General features: G+C 35.8%; 26 protein-coding genes and 1 tRNA gene. 7 read left to right on the forward strand and 20 right to left on the reverse strand.

The window, feature by feature from the left end; all coding sequences use genetic code 11:
* The first annotated feature begins 212 nt into the window (after positions 1-212).
* Both Q1B07_RS05720 and Q1B07_RS05725 read left to right on the forward strand, forming a co-directional pair.
* Positions 213-284: transfer RNA gene (locus tag Q1B07_RS05720), tRNA-Gln, on the forward strand.
* Positions 285-774: 490 nt separating this feature from the next.
* Positions 775-1,023: a DUF2626 domain-containing protein gene (locus Q1B07_RS05725; RefSeq protein ID WP_299087950.1), complete on the forward strand. Its 249-nt coding sequence runs from the start codon at positions 775-777 to the stop codon at positions 1,021-1,023.
* Between the two features lie 35 nt (positions 1,024-1,058).
* On the opposite strand, the gene Q1B07_RS05730 is transcribed toward Q1B07_RS05725, so the two are convergent.
* On the reverse strand, positions 1,059-1,691 hold the full coding sequence (locus tag Q1B07_RS05730; protein ID WP_299087948.1) for an MBL fold metallo-hydrolase: 633 nt from the start codon (positions 1,689-1,691) through the stop codon (positions 1,059-1,061).
* Positions 1,692-1,945: 254 nt separating this feature from the next.
* Here Q1B07_RS05730 and Q1B07_RS05735 point away from each other — a divergent pair, with 254 nt between their 5' ends.
* A complete protein-coding gene (locus Q1B07_RS05735; RefSeq protein ID WP_299087945.1) occupies positions 1,946-2,119 on the forward strand; it encodes a DUF2759 domain-containing protein in 174 nt (57 codons plus the stop codon).
* 100 nt (positions 2,120-2,219) lie between these two features.
* Here the strand turns inward: Q1B07_RS05735 and Q1B07_RS05740 are convergent, their stop codons facing one another.
* The 7 genes from Q1B07_RS05740 to Q1B07_RS05770 all read right to left on the reverse strand — a co-directional run bounded on the left by Q1B07_RS05740 (position 2,220) and on the right by Q1B07_RS05770 (position 10,531).
* Positions 2,220-2,537 (reverse strand): MTH1187 family thiamine-binding protein, encoded by a 318-nt coding sequence (locus Q1B07_RS05740; protein WP_299087942.1) that lies wholly within the window; start codon positions 2,535-2,537, stop codon positions 2,220-2,222.
* Between the two features lie 13 nt (positions 2,538-2,550).
* Positions 2,551-3,660: a hypothetical protein gene (locus Q1B07_RS05745; protein ID WP_299087941.1), complete on the reverse strand. Its 1,110-nt coding sequence runs from the start codon at positions 3,658-3,660 to the stop codon at positions 2,551-2,553.
* 159 nt (positions 3,661-3,819) lie between these two features.
* Positions 3,820-4,944, reverse strand: a complete 1,125-nt coding sequence (locus Q1B07_RS05750; RefSeq protein ID WP_299087939.1) for a M14 family metallocarboxypeptidase — start codon at positions 4,942-4,944, stop codon at positions 3,820-3,822.
* A 241-nt stretch (positions 4,945-5,185) separates the two neighbouring features.
* Positions 5,186-7,090 (reverse strand): LTA synthase family protein, encoded by a 1,905-nt coding sequence (locus tag Q1B07_RS05755; protein ID WP_299087937.1) that lies wholly within the window; start codon positions 7,088-7,090, stop codon positions 5,186-5,188.
* Between the two features lie 392 nt (positions 7,091-7,482).
* Positions 7,483-8,445 carry an ROK family glucokinase gene (locus Q1B07_RS05760; protein ID WP_299087933.1) on the reverse strand — a complete coding sequence of 321 codons (963 nt, stop codon included), beginning with the start codon at positions 8,443-8,445 and terminating at the stop codon, positions 7,483-7,485.
* A gap of 155 nt (positions 8,446-8,600) precedes the next feature.
* The gene (locus Q1B07_RS05765; protein ID WP_299087931.1) at positions 8,601-8,795 is read right to left on the reverse strand and encodes a YqgQ family protein; all 195 of its coding nucleotides are present in this window, start codon (positions 8,793-8,795) and stop codon (positions 8,601-8,603) included.
* A gap of 272 nt (positions 8,796-9,067) precedes the next feature.
* On the reverse strand, positions 9,068-10,531 hold the full coding sequence (locus Q1B07_RS05770) for a spore germination protein (RefSeq protein WP_299087929.1): 1,464 nt from the start codon (positions 10,529-10,531) through the stop codon (positions 9,068-9,070).
* Between the two features lie 180 nt (positions 10,532-10,711).
* On the opposite strand from Q1B07_RS05770, the gene Q1B07_RS05775 reads away from it, so the two are divergent.
* Positions 10,712-11,263, forward strand: a complete 552-nt coding sequence (locus tag Q1B07_RS05775; RefSeq protein ID WP_299087927.1) for a hypothetical protein — start codon at positions 10,712-10,714, stop codon at positions 11,261-11,263.
* 107 nt (positions 11,264-11,370) lie between these two features.
* Positions 11,371-11,589, forward strand: coding sequence for a hypothetical protein (locus Q1B07_RS05780; RefSeq protein WP_299087924.1), 219 nt, complete (start codon positions 11,371-11,373; stop codon positions 11,587-11,589).
* Here Q1B07_RS05780 and Q1B07_RS05785 read toward each other — a convergent pair.
* From Q1B07_RS05785 to Q1B07_RS05815, 7 genes are all read right to left on the reverse strand, one after another.
* Positions 11,579-13,132, reverse strand: a complete 1,554-nt coding sequence (locus Q1B07_RS05785; protein WP_299087921.1) for a rhomboid family intramembrane serine protease — start codon at positions 13,130-13,132, stop codon at positions 11,579-11,581. The two genes, Q1B07_RS05780 and Q1B07_RS05785, sit on opposite strands and share 11 nt — an antisense overlap.
* Positions 13,133-13,330: 198 nt before the next feature.
* Complete coding sequence (locus Q1B07_RS05790) at positions 13,331-13,498, reverse strand: hypothetical protein (RefSeq protein WP_299087919.1); 168 nt, start codon at positions 13,496-13,498, stop codon at positions 13,331-13,333.
* A 112-nt stretch (positions 13,499-13,610) separates the two neighbouring features.
* Entirely contained in the window at positions 13,611-14,402 is a 792-nt protein-coding gene (locus tag Q1B07_RS05795) for a DUF92 domain-containing protein (RefSeq protein WP_299087917.1), read from the reverse strand.
* A 1-nt stretch (position 14,403) separates the two neighbouring features.
* On the reverse strand, positions 14,404-14,961 hold the full coding sequence (locus Q1B07_RS05800; RefSeq protein WP_299087912.1) for a 5-formyltetrahydrofolate cyclo-ligase: 558 nt from the start codon (positions 14,959-14,961) through the stop codon (positions 14,404-14,406).
* A gap of 290 nt (positions 14,962-15,251) precedes the next feature.
* Positions 15,252-15,401: a 50S ribosomal protein L33 gene (rpmG, locus tag Q1B07_RS05805; RefSeq protein ID WP_046590706.1), complete on the reverse strand. Its 150-nt coding sequence runs from the start codon at positions 15,399-15,401 to the stop codon at positions 15,252-15,254.
* 92 nt (positions 15,402-15,493) lie between these two features.
* Entirely contained in the window at positions 15,494-16,711 is a 1,218-nt protein-coding gene (locus tag Q1B07_RS05810) for a glycosyltransferase family 4 protein (protein WP_299087899.1), read from the reverse strand.
* Positions 16,704-17,168 carry a hypothetical protein gene (locus tag Q1B07_RS05815; protein WP_299087897.1) on the reverse strand — a complete coding sequence of 155 codons (465 nt, stop codon included), beginning with the start codon at positions 17,166-17,168 and terminating at the stop codon, positions 16,704-16,706. The genes Q1B07_RS05810 and Q1B07_RS05815 overlap by 8 nt, the downstream gene beginning before the upstream one ends.
* A 245-nt stretch (positions 17,169-17,413) precedes the next feature.
* Here Q1B07_RS05815 and Q1B07_RS05820 point away from each other — a divergent pair, with 245 nt between their 5' ends.
* Positions 17,414-17,773, forward strand: coding sequence for a hypothetical protein (locus Q1B07_RS05820; RefSeq protein WP_299087895.1), 360 nt, complete (start codon positions 17,414-17,416; stop codon positions 17,771-17,773).
* The gene (locus Q1B07_RS05825) at positions 17,770-18,279 is read left to right on the forward strand and encodes a hypothetical protein (RefSeq protein ID WP_299087892.1); all 510 of its coding nucleotides are present in this window, start codon (positions 17,770-17,772) and stop codon (positions 18,277-18,279) included. The genes Q1B07_RS05820 and Q1B07_RS05825 overlap by 4 nt, the downstream gene beginning before the upstream one ends.
* Before the next feature lie 92 nt (positions 18,280-18,371).
* Here the strand turns inward: Q1B07_RS05825 and phoU are convergent, their stop codons facing one another.
* From phoU to Q1B07_RS05850, 5 genes are all read right to left on the reverse strand, one after another.
* A complete protein-coding gene (gene phoU / locus Q1B07_RS05830) occupies positions 18,372-19,031 on the reverse strand; it encodes a phosphate signaling complex protein PhoU (protein WP_299087890.1) in 660 nt (219 codons plus the stop codon).
* 106 nt (positions 19,032-19,137) lie between these two features.
* Positions 19,138-19,950 carry a phosphate ABC transporter ATP-binding protein PstB gene (pstB, locus tag Q1B07_RS05835; protein WP_299087888.1) on the reverse strand — a complete coding sequence of 271 codons (813 nt, stop codon included), beginning with the start codon at positions 19,948-19,950 and terminating at the stop codon, positions 19,138-19,140.
* Positions 19,951-19,976: 26 nt separating this feature from the next.
* On the reverse strand, positions 19,977-20,855 hold the full coding sequence (gene pstA, locus Q1B07_RS05840) for a phosphate ABC transporter permease PstA (protein ID WP_299087886.1): 879 nt from the start codon (positions 20,853-20,855) through the stop codon (positions 19,977-19,979).
* A gap of 1 nt (position 20,856) precedes the next feature.
* A complete protein-coding gene (gene pstC, locus Q1B07_RS05845; protein ID WP_299087883.1) occupies positions 20,857-21,804 on the reverse strand; it encodes a phosphate ABC transporter permease subunit PstC in 948 nt (315 codons plus the stop codon).
* A 70-nt stretch (positions 21,805-21,874) separates the two neighbouring features.
* Entirely contained in the window at positions 21,875-22,858 is a 984-nt protein-coding gene (locus Q1B07_RS05850; RefSeq protein WP_299087882.1) for a PstS family phosphate ABC transporter substrate-binding protein, read from the reverse strand.
* Between the last annotated feature and the right edge of the window lie 257 nt (positions 22,859-23,115).

Consider the following 23,115-nt stretch of genomic DNA (forward strand, 5'->3'; position numbering starts at 1 on the left):
TCTGTTGCTTGCTACAAGGTCATTTTACAAGATATCTAACGGAATATCACATTGAGGAAAGAGAATTTTAAAGGATGGAAAATATGTTTTCTAACAATAAAAAATCAAAAAAAGATAGATAATCATTAAAAATATGTTATAAAAACTAAAAATTAGTATATAATACTAAATGTTATTAAGGAGCAGGAAGGATATTTGAGCAGTTACATCGATGGGCTATAGCCAAGCGGTAAGGCAACGGACTTTGACTCCGTCATGCGTTGGTTCGAATCCAGCTAGCCCAGTTATAAGAAAAGCGCAAGGGCCTTGAACAGCTTTGAGCAAATAAGACGAATTGAAATAGAAGGTGCTTTTTGCCTTCAATTCCAATTTGGCTAGACCCTAGAGGGGCTAGGCTCTGGAGCTAGACACAAAAACTATGTAAAAATTTTACCGTGCGCTTATTCATATTATAAGAACTTTAAAATTTCCGAATTAAAGTCGTCTGTATACATGGCAGACGACTTTTTTACTGCTGTTCTGCCTCTTTTCGTATCTAATTTTTAATCAATGGCTCCTTTGAATTGTTTTCTTTTTGCGATCCTGTAAACGCTATTTACAAGTATGTTAGCGTTACATTATAATAATTAAAGTAATGGACTTGTATGTTAGAGTATGATTTGTCAAAAGCTATGATTATGAAGTTGTATCAATCAACCATCATTACGTTTTGAACCTGTTATCCAACAGGGCAACAATACAGCTTAGGGCAAAGCCAACAAAGGAGGGATACATATGGATCGTATGTTCCGAGTATTAGGGTTTTGGACAGGAATCTTCGCAGTTATGTTTTATCTTGGTGACATGAAGACCACGTCCTTACTATTTTTCGGACAAACCGGGTTTTTCGTCTTTTTATCTTACTTAAAATTATCAGAGCGCATGTACATTTATATTTTCGGTGCTTATTTAACAATTTTCTTTGTCGGATTTACGTATTGGACAACATTCATGATGATTCCTGGACAAACTGCGGGTCATTAATTCAAAAAAACAGGCAGCCTAGGCTGCCTGTTTTTTTAGAATCCATTTAAAAACGGATTTCTTTCCATCTCTAGTTCAATGCTTGTTTCAGGACCATGCCCAGAAAGCACAAGAGTTTCCTCTGGAAGTGTGAGAAGTTTATCATGAATGCTTTTGATTAATTGCTGATGATTTCCGCCTGGTAGGTCTGTTCTGCCAATACTGCCGGCAAACAGTGCGTCACCAGAAAAGACCAAGCCTGCTTCAGAGGAATAATAGGATACACTTCCAGGTGAATGTCCGGGTGTTTCAAAAACCTCTAAAGAAAAGCTGCCGATGTTTAATGTTCCTTCCCCTTTAATAAGTTCATCAGCAGGTGAAGCACTTATTTCCCCTGCCATAAAATATTGCGAGCCATTTAAAGAAGGGGCTGTCAGCCACTCTTTCTCATTTTTATGTACATAAACAGGGATGTTCCATTCGTTGCGAATCTCATCTACAGCACCAATATGATCAAAATGGGCATGTGTCAGTAAGATTGCTAATGGTTTTAAATGTTGCTGCTGTAAAATATTTGTTAACTTATGTGCGTCTCCGCCAGGGTCGATCACTAGGCACTCATTCTTATCGTTTGAGAAAAGATAACAATTTGTTTGCAGCGGGCCTAATGGCAGTTGTCTCCATTTCATTTTATTACCTCCAACTTATTCAATCCTCTTTTATTTTACACTATTCTTCTATTATACGATATCTCCATACATGACTGAATTTTATTATAAATGGTCATGCTATACACAAATGATGTAGATCAGTGTCCATCTAATTGGAAAATAAACTCGACAAACGTCATGAAACCGATTAAAATATTAGAAGGACTTGTTTGTATCTTGATATCATAAGCGATACAATGAAAACGATCTACATACGTAAGGAGGCTTTTTTAATGGGCTTAATTATTATTTTTGGACTTGTTACCATTCTTGCCATTTTCGGATTTATTCGTTCGCTAAGAGACAAAAATCTTCTTGGTGCTTTCTTTGCATTTGGAACATTAGCTGTATTCGGATGGTTTTCAGTTATGACTGTACTTCATCATGGATTCCCAACAGCACACTAATTCGAAAAAAACTGAAGCGCTCTAGTGCAAACGTAAAAAAACGAAGGATAAAAACCCCTTAGCAAAAATGCTAAGGGGTTTTACATTTAACCTTTTTTCATTATTTCTCATTAAGATGTCTTTGGACACTCTCAAGTTTGCCTTCCATCGTCGTTTTTTTGTCTCGGCGGTCATCAATCCGGATATTTGTAGCGACTCTTTGAATCCCTTTAGCAAATGGTGCTTCATGAATGGCTGTAATGACTTCAAATAATGTAGAAAGCTCGCCTTCAATGATCGTGTTCATTGGAGTTAATTGATACTGAATTCTCCCCTCATTTTCGTATTTCTTTAAAATATGTTGAATATCTGCTACATATTTACTTACGCTTGGATCATTTGTTCCTAGTGGAATCACGGTTACATCTACAATTGCCATCATATCTTCCTTCCTATTTCAGTTTAATAAGTTCTTTTACTGCTTTGTTCTTTATATCGATTATATGTTCATACCTTGCTCCAAAGAGTGCGTATTTACCATTTGGAGACAGTATAAGTGGAAAATTTTCCAAGTTATCTATCAGTGTTTCCTTTTTCTCTGTTTGCAGGTCAAATGCTACTAATGAAAATGAGGTCAATGTTTCATCAGCTTCAATCATATAAAACATATCTTCTTTCGCATTCATGTCGTAATAGGGAATCGCCCATTCTGAGTATAACCCAACCAAACGTGTTGACATTTCGGCTACTTGCTTTTTATTCTCCATATCATAAAACCGGACAACAGCCGTACCTTGGTCATCAACTAATTCAATGGTCGAAATTTCATTTTCGAAATTCGTATTTGCCACTACATTTTCTGAAAGAAGGGCCTCCTCTTCAGTTTCGAAATTATATGCATAAAGTGGGGCAGTAAGTGCCGGAGATTCCTGATCCCATTTGAGATAAGTTATCTCTTGATTATTCAGCCATTGTATAAATGGAATTTGAATTGGATTTGCTGTGATGCTTTGTTCCTTTACATTCATGATATATGTTTGAAATGTCCAATCCTCATTAAAACTTGAGACAAAAAGCTCCTGGTGATTCATTTGGTTCCACGTATATTGCAATTCGTACGATTCTATTTTCGTTTGAAATTTAACCTTTGCCTGTGAATCCAACACAATTAATTCAGCTTCATAGCTTGTAGGACTTGTATGAACAAGAAACAGGCTTTGATCAGAGTTTGCTTGAAGCTGGACAATTGGTGCCTCAGTTTCAAAAAAAATGGAGGATTTACCAGTAATTAGATTATATGTATGTACAGTGGAACCGCCAGAATGATTGGTAATATAAAGAATCGTTTCATCATCTTTCCAGTCAGCAACTGAATGAAAAAAGCTTTCATCTAATTCTATAGGTAGTTTGGCTTCTTTTTCTATGGATTGGTTTTTTGACGTTTGTGGAAGCTCCCTTTCAGGTGAAAGCTCATTGTTTTGTTCTGGTTGATGAGATGGATTACAGCCTGCACCAAGAAGTAGAATGAACATAAGTAGGAAAAGAATTTTACTTGCTCTCATCAACTCCTCTTTCACCCCGTTTCTCTTTATATTTAAAAGTTATTCTTCTCATAGAAAAAATACGCTTTACTATATTTACGTTAAAAAAAATGTTTTGTTTCATATTTTAGAAAAAAGCAAGTCAAAAAGGTATTGGGTGATTCCAACACCTTTTATGGTCTACATATATAAAGCAGCTAAAAAGATCCCTTTGCTTTTACGATAAATGTCATCAAATTGGGAAAACGGCAATGGATTAACACCAAACCCCAATTCTACTGTATATCCTGGCTTTCTCCAGTCATTTACATACCAATCCCTGAAACCGGCATGACTGTCAATATCCCTAACAGCCTTATAGCCGCTTAGCCTTTCAAATTCATTGACAATGTTCTCTGCCTCTTCAGGTTCTCTTCTTAAATAGCCCCAATAAATTTCCTCACCTTGGGTATGAAAAGCAAGCACACGATCGAACTGGCGCTTCCTAACAAGGTTTGCCAAGGCAATCGCTTCAGGCTCTGTTAAAGGAGCATCTCCAGGGTAATCACGAGGTGCTGGTGATTTAGGTATTTTTCGCTCTTTTTCAATTTCCCAATTAACAGGATATTGATTATTTAAATCAATTCCCCTTATATTTGCTTTCCATTGTGAGAAATCTCGGCTGTTGTTATTGATCTCAAGAACAGAGGCTTGGAATGACGATTGATCAGGTAATCCATTCAGCACTAAATCAACACCATCAGGATTTACCATTGGTACAAAAGAAATGGTTGTAGCATGATACAAGGATAAACAATTAAGATCTTCAAATTTCTCCCCGCTGACTAGTGCTTGTAAATAATCACCCAGCCAGTGCATCATAATACTCGTTGTAATCCATTCATTCGCATGAAATGAACCATTCATATGCACTTTTTTTATCCCTCTGCCTATTGTTAGCTCAATAATTGGGCTGCCTAATACACTATACCCTATAATCTCCTTTTTCATAAATGGATACATTAATAAAAGCCGGTCAATCTCTTTGAATAACCCTTTAGAATCATAAGGCTTCTTTGTATTAAGAATTGTATCATGCCCGCTGTCATCCTGCACCATTGTCGCTGGTTTGTTCATAAGATCTACAAATTCACTTCTTTCAAGCTTCAAACCAGATTGAGAAGGGATCTTGATATGTGTATTTGCTTCAATTATACCTGTTTCAAGCTCTATTGTTCCATTACTATCTATAATTAGTTCTTTAGCAATACATAAGTGATTAGCAAGCCGTTCAAGCGAGAGTTCTTTCCTCGTACTTATGATCATTATAACTTCTCCCTCCTAATAGCCCATTTATGATTAGTTTATGTAGAAAGAGATGGAATGTTGATATCATGAAAAGTTAAAACAAAAGCTTAACACCTTGAACAGCCCCGACCTCGAGGCGTTAGACGCTGTAGGTGGATGCCGAAGCGCTTATCCTCAGATTAGAGCCATTCATAAACTCCTTATAAACAACAAAAAAGCTGACTTGAAGAACATCTTGCTTTCAAGTCAACTTTAAAGGTTATTTTGATTCTGTTGTTGATGTTTTTTGCTCAGCATCTTCAGCTTCGGCTTCTTTACCATAGAAACGTAGCAGATCGCCATAAATGATTTCATCAGAATAATTAAGCTCTTGCTTTGCTTTCTCCATATACGGATCGCAAACAGCTAAATCTGTTTCTTCACCAGTTGCCTTATCATAGCATACTCCGCGAGTATAGACATTGTTTTCTGTAATAAAGCTTCCGTCTCTTAGTACCGTAAATGAAAGTTTATCATCTGAGAATACATCGGTACCGAATTGAATTTGTTCACTAGTATCAATTCCAAGCAAGCTCATGATCGTTGGTCTGATATCGATTTGACCAGCAACCTTTGAGAAGGTTTGTGGGTTTTTATCTGTCACGCCAGGGATATGCACAATAAATGGTACCCTTTGTAATTGAATGGTTTCAAATGGCGTAATTTCTTTCCCCAGGAATTTTTCCATTGCAACATTATGGTTCTCAGAGATTCCGTAATGGTCACCATATAAAATGATTATTGAGTTTTCATACACATCTGTTTGCTTTAATTTATCGAAGAAATGTTTAACAGCTTCATCCATATATCGTACTGTTGGGATGTACTGATTTAATGTTTTACTATTCGAGTCAAATTCTTCAATCATTTTATCCTCTTCACCTAATTCAAATGGGAAGTGGTTTGTTAAGGTAATCAGTCTTGTATAAAATGGCTGTGGAAGCTCATCGATATGTTGAACGGTTTGCTCCATAAAATCGATATCTTTTAATCCCCAACCGACTGAATTTTCTTCAGTAACCTCATAATCATTCACATCATAGAAACGGTCATAGCCTAAAGTCTCATACATAATGTCGCGATTCCAGAAGCTTTTATTGTTCGCATGGAAAATCGATGAGTAATATCCATAATCCTTTAAAATCTCTGGGCTAGCTGTGTACTCATTGCTGCTATTGGTAAAATAAACTGCACCGCGACCTAATGGATAAAGAGAGTTATCAACAATAAATTCGGAATCTGACGTTTTACCTTGACCGGTTTGATGATAAAAATTTTCAAAATAATAACTTTCTTTAATTAGATCATTTAAAAACGGCGTAATTTCTTGACCATTTAATTTTTCATTGATCACAAAGTTTTGCAGTGATTCTAATGAAAGTAAAATAACGTTTCTTCCTTCAGCAATACCGTTCAAATCCTGTGAAGGTTCTTTACGGTTTGCATTGACATAGTTCTCAATCTCAGTAAGGCTATTGCTATCGGCTAAAGCACGTTGAGCCGAAGTTTTCGATTGTAAAATGACATCGTAAATATGAAAGTTGAACACACTAATATTTTTTACAAGCATTTCACGGTCAAAGGAACGAGTTAACAATTGTGGACGCTCTGTTTCGGCTAATCCAAGATTAAAGAAGAAGACAGCTGCAACTAATAAGAAGTATGCCGATCTTTCTTTTCTTGTTAGTTGTGATGAAGATTTAAAAGTTGGCTTTTTTAATAACCAGAATAATACGGCAATGTCAACAAACATTAAGAGGTCTGTCGGCAAAAATAAACCGCTTATACTGCTCCCTAAATCTCCCATATTGCTTGTCTGAAATAAAACAGGAATGGTTAAGAAGTCATTGAAGAAGCGATAGAAAACCATGTTTGCTAATAATAAACCTGTTACAAAAATACTGGCACCGAATATATACCTGTTTCGGTTCTTTTCTTTCATGAATAACCCAACCCCAAAAATTAACAACAGAAAGCTGATAGGGTTAATGAATAAGATAAATTCTTGGGTAAAGTTTTCAATTTTAATATCGAAGCTAGTTTTATAGACAATATATGTTTTGATCCACATGAATAACGTTGCTAATAGCAAGTATGAAATTTTCGAAAAAGATTTCTTACGCATCCAAATACCTCCTCATCCCTTGGAACAATCGCACTTACACTCTCTAATATCTCTAATGTAATTTTTTCCATATATTAGTCAGCACCAAATAACTAAATCATATCTTAATACTTCTTTTACAAAAAATCAATCATTTTTAACATTACCCCAACAATAGCATGCTAGAATTATAATGTTTAGCTTATTCTTTTTACCCTACTATTAGACGTATGAAACCTTAAAAAGTTTCGTTGGTGTTAAAGTTAAAAAATTCAGAAAACTATTATCGACATATTGAGATATTTATGTGCATCTACAACATCCTTTGGAACTTTGGAATTTCATATTTCAATGAACAAAAGGAGCACCCTGTCGTTAGAGGCTCCTTTTTATTATCCCGAATTAGTCATTGTTTATTTATCAGTTAGCTTAGTTTTTGCTAACCATGCACCACCAATTACCCCGGCATCATTCCCTAATGTTGCAATTGCGATTGTGGCAGCATCGCCTACTCTTGGGAATGCAAAGCGTTTAAAATAATGCTCCACTTTGTTTATTAATTGATCTCCTGCCTTCGATACTCCACCGCCAATAACGATTTTTTCAGGATTTAAGCCATTCGATATATTCGCTAGCATTAAACCTAGATGATATGTAACATAATCAATAATTTCCTCTGCTACCTCATCACCCTGCCCAAGTGCATCAAAAACATCCTTTGAAGTTAATTCAGATTGGTTTAGTTTATGTAAAACACTTTCTTTGTCAGTTGAAGCTAACTTTTCCTTAGCCACTCTCACAATTCCAGTTGCCGAAGCAATCGTCTCAATACAACCGTTCTTTCCGCAATTGCATGGTGCGCCTCCTTCTGGCACAACTGTGATATGGCCAATTTCACCACCAGCGCCGTTTACACCATGAATGACCTCACCATTTGCGATAAGACCTCCACCTACACCTGTTCCAAGTGTGACACAGATTAAGTCTTTTGCACCATCTCCAGCACCCTTCCACATTTCACCAATTGCTGCTATATTTGCATCATTATCAATAACAGCAGGAAGTCCTGTTTCCATTTCGAGATGATCTCTTAGAGGATAATCTTTCCAACCTAAGTTTACAGTTTCATAAATAAGTCCGCTTTCTAGGTTAACCGGTCCAGGAGCACCCATTCCAATGCCTGAAAGCTTTGATTTCGGGTACCCGAGTTCTTCCAACTTCGTATCAATTGCTTTTGCAATATCTGTCGTAATTTCTTTACCAGTTTTGTCTGTAGGAATCTCCCACTTTTCTACAATTTCTCCATAATAATTAATAAATGCCATTTTAATTGTCGTTCCACCTAAATCAATACCAACTAACCATTTTTCATTCAACAAAATCACCTTTTTCTACTATTATATATGCTTTTCGTAACCGTTTTCATTTGAGCTATTTTTACCTATCTTTTTAATATAAAATGTAGGATTCCTTATCATGAGGATAGGTATCTAGTCATGTCATATGACGAACGAATTACGTTTTTACTAAATTAACCTTTTAGTCTTTGAACTTCCTGTCTTAACAAAAGAATGGCCATTTGGAAGTCCTTTGGATCAATCAGATTTGATTCGTATAGCTGCCGTAATTCCTCTTCCATTAATTCTAAATCAGCGATTCGATCCCCAATATAAATGATCGTTCCAAATTTTTTTAGAAGCTGTTGTACATCGTAAACTGTTTTCATCTAATCACCTGCTTCCATTTGTCTTTCCTATTTCGCATTAATTTGGAATCGTTTCATTCCGCTAAAGAATGTAGCTCCTTCTTTAAAGTATAAAGGAATTGCACCCTGCGTCAAGAAAACGTTTTTTATTTTAAAACTTTTTAAAAATTATTGCTTTTTTAATTCAAGGTTTATATGTATTACTTAACAATTGAGTTAATGATAATTAAAACAAAACAAATAAAGCTGTCTCAAAAAGGTCAGAGCCTTTTGAAACAGCTTTAACTTTATTATTATCTATCTGGATCCTTAGGATGTAAAAATGGGGGACGTCTGTTTTTTAAGGGCATTGGAGCTCTTAATAAAACATCTCTCATTCCTCGATAATTAAATGGGATTAATGGATAAAGATATGGTACGTTAAATGATTTCATCCGTGCAAGCATAATCAGCCAGCAGGTGATTCCAGCAACAAAGCCAATAACCCCTAGCCATGCTGTAAAGAGCAAAAGAATAATTCGAAACATCCGATTTGCGAGACCAAGCTCATAGCTTGGTGTTGCAAACGTACCAATTGCGGCGATCGATAAATAAAGGACAACCTCGTATGTTAAAAGACCAACCTCAACTGCTACCTGACCAATCATTAAAGCGGCGACTAATCCTAAAGCAGTAGCTAATGACGACGGTGTATGGATTGCTGCCATCCTTAGCACATCAATCCCAATCTCCACGAGCAAAAATTGGATTAGCAGGGGAATTTGTCCTTTAACATTAACCCCGATAAAATCCATTCCTGGTGGTAACAACTCTGGATTTATCGCAAATAAATACCATAGGGGCAAAAGAAAAAGCGAGGCCCAGACGCCTATAAAACGTACAATCCGTAAGTAAGCTCCAACTACTGGCTTATTTCGATATTCTTCAACATGCTGAAGATGATGCCAAAAGGTTGTTGGTGTAATGATGGCGCTTGGTGAACCATCGACAAAAATAATCACATGCCCTTCGTACAAATGGGCTGCAGCGGTATCAGGCCTTTCCGTGTACCGAACCATTGGATAAGGGTTTAAATGCCTGCCAGCAATAAATTCTTCTATCGTTTTCTCTCCCATCGGCAATCCGTCAGTATCGATTGCTTTGAGCGATTTTTTAAGATCCTCGACATGATCTAAATCAGCAATATCTTCTAAATAACAAATAACCACATCAGTCTTAGAGCGTCTGCCAACCTGCATGTATTCCATTCGCAAAGAACGGTCTCTTATTCTTCTTCTTGTTAAGGCAGTGTTAAAAACGATTGTTTCCACATAACCATCTCTGGAGCCGCGTACTACCCGCTCCATATCAGGCTCTTCCGGACCTCTGACTGGATATGTTCTGGCATCAATTAAGATGACTTCGTCAATCCCATCAACAACTAGTGCGGTTGGGCCTGCTAAGACTGTATGAACAATTGAATTTAAATCATTTATTTTTTCTATTTCAACATATGGAATATATGTTTTTAAAAGCTTATCAAGTGTGTTTTCCTCAAGCTGCTCTGGCTCAAGCCGTGATAAATATTTCATTAAATAATGTAGAATATCATCCTTCACAAAGCCATCAACCATGAATAATGCCATTTTTCGTCCAGCATATTCAAGATCGAGGCGAATTACATCAAAGCTTTTTTTAACACCTAAACGTTCAGACAAATAATCGATATTTTCCTGAAAGTCTTTTGAAACGTATTTCTTTTCTCCCTCATATGTCATAAGATGTCTCCATTTCGTAACACAATTTGTTACTCATCCTAGACGAATAAATGGAAAAACATACCTTGAATAACGATTTTGTTTTGTTCTTTTTGTTAAGATAAAAATTAATGTTTAATCATATTTTAAATGGATTTCTCATACATTTTATCAACCTGTCCTACGTTGGAGTTGATGCAAATGCAGCCAAAATGGATCTTTCTTCTATTATTAGCCTTTATAACCTCAGGTTTTCTTTATGCTTATTATCATGGGAAATCGGTTCGTGAGAGCATTATTTTTTTCCCAATCGATGACTCAGTAAACTTCGAAAAAGCTTCTACTTCACTTCAATTTGTTGGAAAAAAAGATGCTGACGAATATACCATTGAATGGGAAGTTACCTCAATTACTAATAAAAAAATCTTTTTAAGACAAGATATTTCATTGTTATTTGCAGATGGTAAATTGCTGGATACTCTTTCTGAGTGGGAGGATCAAAGCCAAAAGCTTTCACAGTTCAAAAAGGTATCTGGAAAAGACAGCAGCCATTATCAGGCCATCAGCTTGCATTATGGAGAGATCCATTTAGAAAATAACCTTATTCGCAGTACACATTACATTACATATGATCATTTATATGTTATCGATTCTGAATTTACAGAACTGTTTTCATTTAAAAAACCGCATACAGAGGAAGAACAAGAGTGGAAAGATATTCTTGATAAAGTATCAAACAGCATCTTGAAGTAAGTTGGAAGCAATTAATTAATTTTTATGATATTAATCAAGCTGATTATGAAGCGGTACCGTTAATCGAGCTTGCCAAATACAATACAAAGCCTATATTAGGTCTAACTATGGCTAAAACACAGGAAGTGATTGGCAGTCTTTGGGAGGGATTATACAAGCATTATTTTCTTGGACTGAAAACAAAAGAAGGCAAGGTGATCTCCCCAATTGGCAGCACAATGCCTCTCCTCTTATTTGCTAAAGATTATTCACATATTGTCATTCTTATCCAAGCTGAAAATAGCCAGCCTTTTAAACTGTTGCAAAATATTCAGCTTAATGATTAATTTTTTCTTTAAAAGCCTGGTAATTTTCATTTGATGGATCAAGTTCCAATGCTTTGTTTACTTGTTCCAAGGCTAAAGATATATTCCCTTCGTTTGCATATAACACACTTAGATTATAATGTGCTTGGTGGTATGTATCATCATTAGCAACAATTTGTTTTAAATGGTCCTTCGCCTGATCATATTTTTTTAATTCAATTTCGGCAACTGATAACAGAAATAAGATATCATTTGAGTCATTATTCGTTTTGACCGCCTCACTTAAATAGCTATAAGCTTCCTCATATTTTTCATCCTGTATAAGCTCTTGTCCCTGAAGAGCCATATACTGCGAATGCTGGTCTTTGGCATCTTTGAGACCGTATTGAATCATGCCGCCCAATAATGCAATAGTTGCCATTACTCCTAAAAGTCGCAGGGAAATCTTTTTAGTCTTAGGCAGTTGTACAATAAGGGCCGCTAAAAATCCGCCGATTAAACCGCCAATATGTCCGGCATTATCAATATTCGGAATCGCAAACCCGATTGCAATATTAATGGCAATGATTACTAAAAGGTTTGATCCCATCGTTCTAAAAAATACTTTAGGATTTTGCACCCCGATGTATAATAGTGCACCAAAGCAGCCAAAAATCGCTCCTGAAGCTCCTGCAGAAAGGAATGGACTAAATGCAAAGCTGACAACTGAACCGGAAATGCCGGCAACTAAATAAATAAACAAAAACCTTAATGAACCATATGCCCGTTCCACTGCAGGACCAATATAATAAAGCGCAAAACTATTCATTAATAAATGAAGAAACCCAATATGCAGAACAATAGGCGTCACTAACCGCCACCATTCACCTTCATAAATAAGCGGATTAAATTTTGCTCCAAATCGAATTAATGATTCTGTATTGGTGCTTCCGCCAAATAGTTCAAGAACAAGAAACATGATAATTTGCAAGCCAAGAAATACATATGTCCAAAACGGTTTACCATATTGGAAAACTTTTCGTTCTTCTTCTCTTTGTTGATTATGATAAGAAATGACGTGATTCCTTATTTGCTGAATATCTTCCATTTCAATCGATTCTTGCAACCTCTCAAAGTCAACTCTAATCGGCACATGTAAAGCTTCTGATAAATCTGTCAGTCCTTCCTCCACTTCATCCTTTACCAGCAAAAAGGAGGTAATGTCTATCTTTCCTTTTGATCTGCTATATCCCTTTACAAATATCTCTGGTAAGTCATCTACAGGCGGCAAGGACGTTACATAAATATTCATTACCTGAATCGGGCCTCTAACACCGTTTCTTAACAGATGCTCAAACTTTTCCCCTGCTTGTTGAATATCTTGTGCAATTGTATTTCCCCAATCAATGTCCATTCTTCTCAACCGAACAAGTGTAAATTGCTTTTGCCGAAACGGTTCAAGCAAAACCTCATGACCATCCTGAGATAAAGCCAAAATGGTATACTTCTGTTCAATAACCAGCTGTTCGATTAATCTCCAATATAAATAATCCTGTTCTAACACCATATTATCCGCTCCGACCATCTGTTTTCTCCATTATATCAAGAGATTAAAACGAAAAGGAAGAATCCTGCTTAAGTCTAATTCAAAGAAAAGAGACTGCCTCAAAAAGGTCTGCCCCCATCAACTACGATTATATAGGACTACAGTTTTTTTAGATCCTATATACTCTAAGGGATTTTGATCCTTTGCCTATGAGGCAGCCTCTATTCAGACTTTTATTTAATGGAAAGCGCGATTGACAAAACGATCTCTCAAAAATGGAACTCGCAGTGATAATTGAATAAAAAATCGGCGGAGTTCCGGTTGACCTAATACAAAATTCACAATTCGATATCGATACCGATATATAGCAAATGATCCTACCGCTAGCATAATAAGTCGTCTCATTTACATCCCTCCTATTCATATCATGAGTAGGAAAGAGCATTTTTATCCTTTTTTAATCGTAATATTGTTATTAACATTAGATCTTATTATTATGTATGTTCATTATTGAAGCTTAGAAAAAAATGAATGCCATTAAAGTTGACAATATTATGGATAAGAAGTTAACCGCATCATTATTTAGGAAACTGAATTTCGTCTGTTTTATTCCAAGTGTTTCACAGTGATTTTGTTTTTCAGTTACTTTTTCACACACTATACATTTATATTTAAGTTGAAATGTTTGCCCAAGAAGTGTATCCAAAAGATTCCCAAGAAAGCCAAAGACGATGATCAGCAGGGTAAAAAAGAGTGGCAGGGAAAACATAATCCAAGCAACAACACTAATAAAAGCAGCTCCCCCAACAGCAGCACTAGTACCAAGTAATGATACGGCACCTGATGTACCTCTTTCAACCTTTTTCAACGTTAACAGCAATCTTGGCTCTTGTTTGCTTAGCGTGCCAATTTCTGAAGCCCATGTATCTGCATTTGCTGCAGCAATGGAGCTGCAAAAGCCTAGTAATATCGTTTGCTCTGAGGAAAATTGTTCAGAAAATTGCATTAGGCCAAGTAGTGCTGGAACACCGCCATTTGCCAGAACCTGAATGATATCTCTACGATCCCCTTTTACTAGCATGTCTTCGAGGGATGACTTTTTCGAACGTTGAAACTTACTAAGCAAACTTGAGCTTGCAAAGAAACTCCCTAATAATAGTAGCCCCTGAAAGGAAAAACCGAGATAAACTAGAAAACCAACAATAGAAGCACCAACTGCACCGCTGACAGTTAATGATTTCACTTTCAAACCGCCATAGGCGATCACCAGGATAAATAGTACAGCCAGTATGTGACGAGCATCGAGCATTTTAGCTTATTTCCTCACATTCTGTTAGTATTTTTGATACAGGGATATCATGTTCCTCTCTTGGAACCTTCTCAACCATTTGCATGGAAAATGCCAGTGATAATGTATCATTCGTATATTTTGTTAAATAGCGGTCATAATACCCGCCACCATACCCAATTCGGTACCTTTTACGATCAAAGCAGATCCCAGGTACAATTATCAAATCTATTTGCCTTGGGCCCATTTCAACCGTCTCTTCTATTTTTGGCTCTAATAATCCAAAGAAGGCAGGTTCAAGCTGGTCAAAGGAGGTAATTTGTCGAAAAGCCATTGTTTTTCCAGCAGGATCACATTTTGGAACAACTACACGCTTCTTTTCTTCCCACGCCATTTCAATGATCCTTTTTGTATCAACCTCTCGCCCAGTTGATATAGTCACTGCTATGGTATGTGCATTATTCCAAGCAGGCAAACAAAATAATCTTTGCTGGATGTCTTTTGAAAAATTCCAATACTCATCTTCCGTCATTTCAGCTAATTTATTTTTAATGAGCTTTCGCAGATCTTTCTTCTCCATTTAGTTTCCTCCTCTCCTTCATTATAGCTGGTAATGTGAATGCATATCACCGATTTTACACAATATGTACAACGTAAAGTTTAACCATAAGAAAAGTGCAAGCGCCTTGATCAGCCTAGGGCAAATAAGACGCTCATGAATAGAAGGCGTTCTTTGCCTTCAATTCCTGTTTGACTAGACCCTAGAGCCGATGGCGCCTGGAGCTAGATTCAGAAACGCAAGCTATGTTAAGAAAATATATAAATTCTGATATTATAAAAGAAAAACAGTAGGAATAAACATTCCTACTGTTACTTTGTTTCACGGTGTAAAGTCATTTTTTTCTCTCTTGAGCAATATTTTTTAAGCTCAAGACGATCTGGGTTATTACGTTTATTCTTTTTAGAAATATAGTTACGTTCGCCACAATCAGTGCAAGCTAAAGTAATATTCACACGCATGTTTCTTTCCCTCCAAACTTAAAAAACTAAATAAAACAAATCAGACTTTAATATAATAGCATTTTTACAAAACAAATTCCACATCATTTTCATTATATTTTATTTTCACTCGAAAAACCTTCAATTTTCACAGTTTTTGTATAAAATTCAAAAACCCTATGGATCAAATTTGACCAGTTATAGGTTGTATTTGCTGCCATATACCCTTTATGTGCGATCATTTGAAATCGTTTAGGATTTGTCAAATAATCACGAAGACACTCCATAAGGCTGACAGAGGTTGTTTCTTGGACTAATATGCCTCTGCCATCTTTAAGGATTTCAGTTAACCCCCCTATTTGAAATGCAACAACAGGCTTAGAAGCAATCATTCCTTCTAGTGCGATAATGCCAAATGGTTCATAAATACTTGGAACCACTACTAGTTCACAATTCTTTATTAATGTATTACGTGCTAACTCCTGAACAAAACCTGTAAAATAAACATTCTCTTCTATATGAAGGTTTTTTGTTAGTTCCTTTAGTTCATCTTCATAAGGTCCCTCTCCCGCAATAACAAGTTTAATTTCTGGGTAATCCTTATGAATATCAGCAAATGCCTGAATCAAAAGCTGAAAGCCTTTTTCTTTTACAAGTCTTCCCATGCCAAGAAAATACTTAGATCGCTTAAACGGAAATACATCCTTTCTATTAATTATGTCCAGATAGTTTACGGGGATGATCCCATTTGGAATGATTTCAAGTTTGTGTATCGGACAGGCAAATTCTTTTTGCAAGACAGTTCTCATAAACTGGCTGCATACGATAACTCGATCAGAAACCTGAATTAGCTTAGATTCATAATCAGTGATTTGTTTAGTTAAAAAATTGTCCACCCCTTGCTTTCTTCCCCTTTCAGTAGCATGAATTGTTGCAATGAGTGGTTTATGAAGGATTTGTTTTATTTGCTCTCCTGCGAGCCCTGTTAACCAATCATGTACATGGATAAGATCAAAGGATAACGGCAATTCCTGTATAACAAATTGAACAAAACGGAAATTCATATTTCGAATGTGATCAACGAAGTCATGCGGTCTTCTTTGCCATGATAACAGACGGAAAACATGAATTCCATTTTCAATCATATAGGATTCCTCATGTGTGTTCGATGATGTAACAACAATAAAGTTTATTCCCTGCTTAGAGCCTACTGAAGTTAAATCAGTCACATGCCGGCCAAGTCCGCCAATGATGTTATCTCGATACTCGCTTGTAAGAATTAACACAGTAGGATTAGACTCTTCTCCCATGATGACACCTTCTTTATTCATAAAGTGTATATCCAGCATAGCCCTTTAGCCAAACAGGATCTTCATGAATGACTTGCTTCCATCGATAATGATGATGGCCGTTTTCTTTAGATTGGATATAGTGCAATGAATTAGATCGTTTTACAGTAATCATTTCATTATGTGAATTGGAAACAACCACTTCACAATCATACACACCTGTTGATAGATGCTCCAAACGTAAAACCCCGCTCGACTCACTGATTGGAAAATCTGTTGTATACTGCTGTTCACAGTTTTTATAAAGAATGATTCTTATATATAAATCATCAAACTTTTCCCCTAACATATTCTCTAGTAAAATTTTCGTTGTATCTCCAATATTCCAAGTAATAAGCAGAAAAAAAGGATAAGCAATAATTTTTACGAGGTCCTCACAAATAGTCGACTGTGCTCGAATATTATAAATATTGGTATGACTGTTTTCATTTCTTTTCATAGCAGCCCTCTTCCTTCTGTTCACATGCTTATCTTTAACTTTTTCCCATCTTAACAGGAAGTATAATTATATTCTAAGATTCAATGGAAGTCTCACTTTATCTTATCATGTAGGCTAGGTTTAAATTGTGAACACATTTCAAAGAAAAATCGTCAAAAATCTACATTTTTAGAAAAATCCCTTCTTTAATTTGGCAATTTATGATATAAAGGTAAAGGGAAATAATCAATTAGAAGGTGAATAAAATGACAGTCATGATTATTATCTTGTTTATCATAAGCATTGCGCTTATCGGCATATCATTTTTCCAGCGTGACAATGTAAAAGAACTTGAACAAGAGCTAGATCATTTACAAATGTCATCGATGCAGGAAATCTACAAACTTAAAAAGAAAATGAGAGTCCTGGAAGAAGAGCTCTTACAAAATGATACGCCGCTTAAGGAAGATCCTAAATCAGCTTCAGAGGACAATCAACTTAACACATCACGTATTTTAGCTAAATATCGCCAAGGTATGTCTATTGAAGCAATTGCATTATCAGAAGGTACTTCCGTTAAGGAAATCCGTACAATTGTTGAAAAGAATGAGAGGGTTTTAACATGAGTAAAACAGGATTTCGAGCATTTGCAGCTGGCATGATTGTAGCTACATCTGTCCTTGGTGGAACATATTTATTATCTGATAACCAATCTGCATCAGCAGATGATGAGAAAAATGAAATGTCCCAAAGTGATGTTGAATCATACCTAACAAGTAATGGGAAAATCGCCATAACAACTGGAGAATATGAAGAATTATTAGCTGCAAAGGATAAAGCTGTACAACAACCTGCTGCAAATAATAATTCACAACAAAAAGAAAGTACTTCTACAGAGAATACGACTGAACAATCAAAAGAAGAGGTTATAAAATATAATCTAGTTGTTAAATCAGGTATGACAACTAGTGAGATATCTGATTTATTAGAGCAAAATGGGATCATCGAGAATTCCTTTAATTTTGATCAGTTTTTAATTAAAGGGAAATATCATCAAAGAATTCAGCTTGGAACCTTCGCTGTGCAAAAAGGGATGACTTTCCAACAGTTAGCAGATGTTTTAACAAGGTAAACAATAGAGCATATTAAAAACAGCCATTTAATTCGATGGCTGTTTTTAATATTTTTTATTAATTTGTAATCAACATATAAAAACTAACTTTTTTAACTATTTAAATCATATCGTTGACCTTTTACTAAGTACATGATATTTTCTGATATGTTTGTTGCATGATCTGCTGTTCGTTCAATATAACGGCAAATAAACAATAGCTGGGTAAGTTGTTGTGAATTTTCTTTTTTTGTTTCCATAAGATCTAAGATATCCCGGATTGTTTCCCCATATAGCTCATCAACTTGATCATCCATATCAGCTACTTTTTTAGCTAGGACAATATCCTCTTCATTAAAGGCTTTAATGGAGAGAGAAAGCATCTCAGATGCAATCTTATGCATCTTTTTTATACTATGAATCGGCTTTACCAAAGGTTCATCACCAATTCTAATTGTTGACTTTGCAATGTTCACCGCAAAATCTGCCATTCTTTCAATGTCACTTGATATTTTGATGGCAACAATTATCCTCCGAAGATCAACAGCTACCGGCTGTTGCTTAGCAATTAACAGGATGGCAATATCATTAATCTCCTCATCTAGCTCGTCCACCCTATTGTCATCATCAATAATTTCTAATGCTTGTTCAATATGTTGATTTTCCAGAGCATCTATTGCTTTGCTAAGTGCGATCTCTGTTAAACTTCCAATTTCAATTAATTTATCTCTTAAGTTTTTCAAATCAAATTCAAATCTTTCTCTTACAGACATTCTCATACCTCCTTATATTATCTTATTCCCTAAAAATGAGATTTCATAACATAGAAAGCTAGTAAAAAAGCCGTGCCAGTTGGGATTAGCACGACTTAATTTTTCATTAACCAAATCGACCGGTAATGTAATCCTCCGTTCTTTTATCAGAAGGATTTGAAAATAATCGATCTGTATCCGTATATTCAACAACCTCACCATTCAAAAAGAATGCTGTACGATCTGAAATACGAGCTGCTTGTTGCATGTTGTGAGTTACGATAATAATACTATAATTTTGTTTTAATTCTTGAATCAATTCTTCTATTTTCAATGTAGAGATTGGATCAAGTGCAGAGGTCGGTTCGTCCATTAGGATAACGTCAGGTTCAATCGCAAGACAACGTGCAATACATAAACGCTGCTGTTGACCACCTGATAGACCATAGGCATTTTCTTTTAAGCGGTCTTTCACTTCATCCCAAATCGCCGCACCTCGTAAACTTCTCTCAACAATTTCATCGATAATTTTTTTATCTTTAATTCCATGGATTCTAGGACCGTATGCGATATTGTCATAAATTGATTTAGGAAAAGGATTTGGTTTTTGAAAGACCATACCTACCTGTGTTCTAAGCTCTTCTACACCATAAGACTTATCAAAAATATTCTTCCCTCGATAAAGAATTTGTCCAGATGTACGAACAATTGGAATCAATTCAACCATACGGTTAAGTGTTTTGATATACGTAGATTTTCCGCATCCTGAAGGTCCAATAATAGCTGTTACATCATTTTCAAGAATATCTAATTCAATATTTTTTAGGGCTTGATCTTTTCCATACCACAAATTTAAATTATCAGTTTTATATACAACATTTTTATTTTGGTTTAATTGTTCATTTTGTGTAGTTTCTCTTTTAATTTTTACACTTTCCATATGAAAACCCCTCCAGATAAAGCTTTTTAATAACGTTTTTGGAACTTATTCCGAATTAACACGGCAACAGAATTCATTACAATTAAGAAAATGAATAGCACAATAATACCAGCAGCTGCAACATCCTGGAATTCAGGCTGCGGTCTCGCCGCCCAGTTATAAATTTGAATCGGCATGACTGTAAATGTGCTCATTACGTTTTCAGGCAGGTAGTTTACGAAAGCAAATGCACCAACTACTAATAATGGAGCTGTCTCCCCTATTGCACGTGAGAACGCTAAGATGCTTCCAGTAATGATACCAGGAATTGCTGCCGGTAACACAACCCTCATAATCGTTTGCCATTTTGTTGCACCCATTCCGTAGGAAGCTTCACGAAGTTCCTTTGGAACCGAGCGAATTGCTTCCTGTGAAGCTACAACAATTACTGGAAGTACAAGTAGGGCCATTGTCAATCCACCTGCTAAAATGCTTCGGCCAAAGTCAAAGAAACGAACAAACACAGTTAAACCTAATAGTCCAAAAACAATAGAAGGTACACCAGCAAGGTTTGAAATATTTGTTTGAATAAATGTATTGATTTTACTTTTCTTCGCATATTCTTCCAAATAAATGGCGGTTCCAACAGATAATACCAATGCAATTGGAATGGTAACTGCCATTACCCATAATGAGCCAACAATAGCAGCTTTAATCCCGGAACGTTCTGGTCTTCTTGATGCATAATTTTGGAAAAATTCAAGTGTAAAATAGCTAGATCCTTGAGTGAATATCCGATATAAGAGTACCGCTAAAACCACTAATGCTATAAAAGTAGCCGCAAAGAAAATCCATCTAAACGTCTGATTTAACGCTAAGCGTCCACCCATATTGTTTTTTACAATATTTTGATCTATTAATTTCATATTAGTATTCCTCCCTAAAGCGTCGAGAAATATATTGTGCTAAAAGGTTAAGAATGAGTGTAAACAAGAATAATGTCATCCCTACAGCATAGATGCTGTAATAAACCGTTGTTCCAAAACCAGCATCCCCTCCGCTAACCTGAACAATATACGCCGTCATTGTCTGAATTGATTCAGTCGGGTCAAAAGTTAGTTTAGGAGTAGCTCCGCCAGCTAAAGAAACAATCATTGTTTCACCAATAGCACGAGAAATACCTAATACGAATGATGCGACAATACCTGACATTGCAGCTGGAACAATTACCTTCATCGTTACTTCGAACTTAGTAGCTCCTAAAGCTAAAGCTCCTTCCCTCATGGAATTCGGAACTGAGCTCATTGCATCTTCTGAAAGAGATGCAATCATTGGGATAATCATGATTCCAACCACAATTCCAGGACTTAATGCATTGAATAAACCCAAGTCAGGAACCATTTTTTGCAATAATGGTGTGACGAAGGTTAAAGCGAAAAATCCATAAACAATTGTTGGTATACCAGCTAAAACTTCTAATATCGGTTTAATGATTCGTCTTGTACGATCTGATGCATATTCACTCAAGAATATAGCAGCTGCTAATCCAATTGGAACAGCTACAATGATGGCGATTACTGTAATTAATAGTGTACCTGATACCAATGCACCAATTCCATATGTTGCACTCTCTTCAAAGAAAGGATACCATTCCTTTGCAGTAAGGAATTCAACAACTGATACTCTACTGAAGAAGGTAACTGTTTCAAATATTAATGTTAAAACTATACCTATTGTAGTTAAAATAGATATTAGTGCTAAGATAAACAAAATTCCAGGAACCATTTTCTCTACGATTTGATTAGTGCTTTTTTTTGATTTTTTCTCTCTGATTAACTCTCGCACACTAATATTTTGCTGATTTGTTAAAGCCATTTGAAATACCCCTTTCCAAGCATAGGAAGAAAGATGAGAAGCAATGCTCCTCATCCACATTATTTAGTAATTATTTTAAACCTTCTAGAGTTTCAAGTTGTTTTGTATATTCTTCTTCTGGAAGAGAAACATAACCAACTTCTTCTGCTAATGCTCCAGCATTCTCAAGATAGAATTTCACATATTCATACACAGGACCATCTTCTTTAATAGAAGCATTGTTCACATAAATGTATAATGGACGTGAAAGTGGGTTGTACTCACCAGATTCAACTGATTCATTTGTCGGCTCAACAGCTTCCCCAGCTTCATTTACTATTGGAACTACCTTTAAGTTATCTTTGTTTTCTAAGTAATACGCATATCCAAAGTATCCAATTGCATTTGTATCACCAGTTACACCTTTAACTAATGTGTTATCATCCTCTGATAATGTTGCAGCTTTTACAATCGGTGCGTCTTCTAGAATAACTTCATTGAAATAATCGTAAGTACCAGAGTCAGCTCCAGGAGAGAAGAATTTCACTTCTTCAGCTGGCCATTCAGGGTTAATATCAGACCATTTTTTTGTTTTTCCATCTTCAACCCAAAGTTTCTTTAAGTCTTCAACTGTTAATTGATCAACAAAATCATTTTCTTTGTTTACAACAATTGAAAGACCATCGAAAGCAACTTTAAATTCTGTGAATTCAATTCCATTATCAGCAGCTGCTTGTTTTTCTTCTTCTTTAATTGGACGAGATGCTTGAGAAATATCTGTTTCACCTACTGTGAACTTTTCAAAGCCGCCACCAGTTCCAGATACACCGATTGGAGCTTGTACATTTGGGTTATCAATTGAAAATTCTTCAGAAATTGCTTCACCGATTGGAGCAACAGTTGATGATCCATCAATACCAATTTCACCTTCTAATTGAGCAGCTGAATCTTCACCTGCAGTTTCATTAGTTTCAGTTTCACCTGAAGCCGCATCATCACCGTTTCCACAAGCTGCAGCAAATGCTACAAGTGAAGAAAGGATGATTGATAATGCTAGAAATTTAAAGCTTTTCATTCTTTAATTCCCCCTAGAATATTGGTTGTTTTGTCCTACGTTTATTAGAATAACGCTTGAGTATTAATAACGTTTTAACTGAATGTAAAGGTTTTGTAAATTCGTGAAGCAGTTTGTCATATTTTGTATAAAATTGGGGATATAAGGCGTTAAAACAGTTATTTCTAGAAGCATTTTCATTAGTCTTTTACGTTTACAATGCTCTTATGCATTAATAAATGTAAAAAAGAATAGGGAGTAGTAATAACTTTCATCCT

This window comes from uncultured Metabacillus sp., from assembly GCF_947503125.1.
Lineage (GTDB): Bacteria > Bacillota > Bacilli > Bacillales > Bacillaceae > Metabacillus.